The sequence below is a fragment of the Gilliamella sp. Lep-s35 genome (genome assembly GCF_009795845.1).
Taxonomy (GTDB): Bacteria; Pseudomonadota; Gammaproteobacteria; order Enterobacterales; family Orbaceae; genus Gilliamella.
On the sequence record NZ_WTEX01000102.1, the window covers coordinates 1 to 213 of the forward strand.

Sequence of the window (213 nt, forward strand, 5' to 3'; positions counted from 1 at the left end):
ACACCCGGTAAACCCGTTTACGATTCCATTGATAACCGAGCTTTCTAATGCGATGAAAACATTTAGGAAAACCCCAACGTAAATGCCTTTCCGTGATAGCATTCAACACCGAAATAATCACCGAATCGTCCTGTAACTTAGGTTTATAATAGTAAGCACAACGGCTTAAGCCAACAATGGCACAACTCATAGTAATAGTAACTGAATGATTTT

The 213-nt window shown here is 39.0% G+C and carries 1 pseudogene; it reads right to left on the bottom strand.

Features of this window, described 5'->3' with window-relative positions:
- A pseudogene (locus GQ590_RS12615) lies at window positions 1-190 on the bottom strand (IS3 family transposase); the annotation flags it as partial.
- Between the last annotated feature and the right edge of the window lie 23 nt (window positions 191-213).